The sequence below is a fragment of the Kitasatospora phosalacinea genome, assembly GCF_000716545.1.
In the GTDB taxonomy this organism is placed as follows: domain Bacteria; phylum Actinomycetota; class Actinomycetes; order Streptomycetales; family Streptomycetaceae; genus Kitasatospora; species Kitasatospora phosalacinea.
On record NZ_JNWZ01000213.1, the window covers coordinates 1 to 252 of the forward strand.

The following is a 252-nucleotide window of genomic DNA, read 5'->3' on the forward strand; positions in this document are numbered from 1 at the left end:
TGGAAGCCCCGTGAGGGGTGGAGTTGACCGGTACTAATAGGCCGAGGGCTTGTCCTCAGTTGCTCGCGTCCACTGTGTTGTTCTGAAACAACGACCCCCGCCCCGGCCAGGGCGGGCGGTGCACGGTTTCATAGTGTTTCGGTGGTCATAGCGTGAGGGAAACGCCCGGTTACATTCCGAACCCGGAAGCTAAGCCTCATAGCGCCGATGGTACTGCAGGGGGGACCCTGTGGGAGAGTAGGACGCCGCCGA

1 rRNA gene is annotated in these 252 nt (G+C 61.9%); it reads left to right on the plus strand.

The window, feature by feature from the left end:
• Positions 1-137: 137 nt before the first annotated feature.
• Positions 138-252 (plus strand): 5S ribosomal RNA (gene rrf / locus OO48_RS34200); the annotation flags it as partial.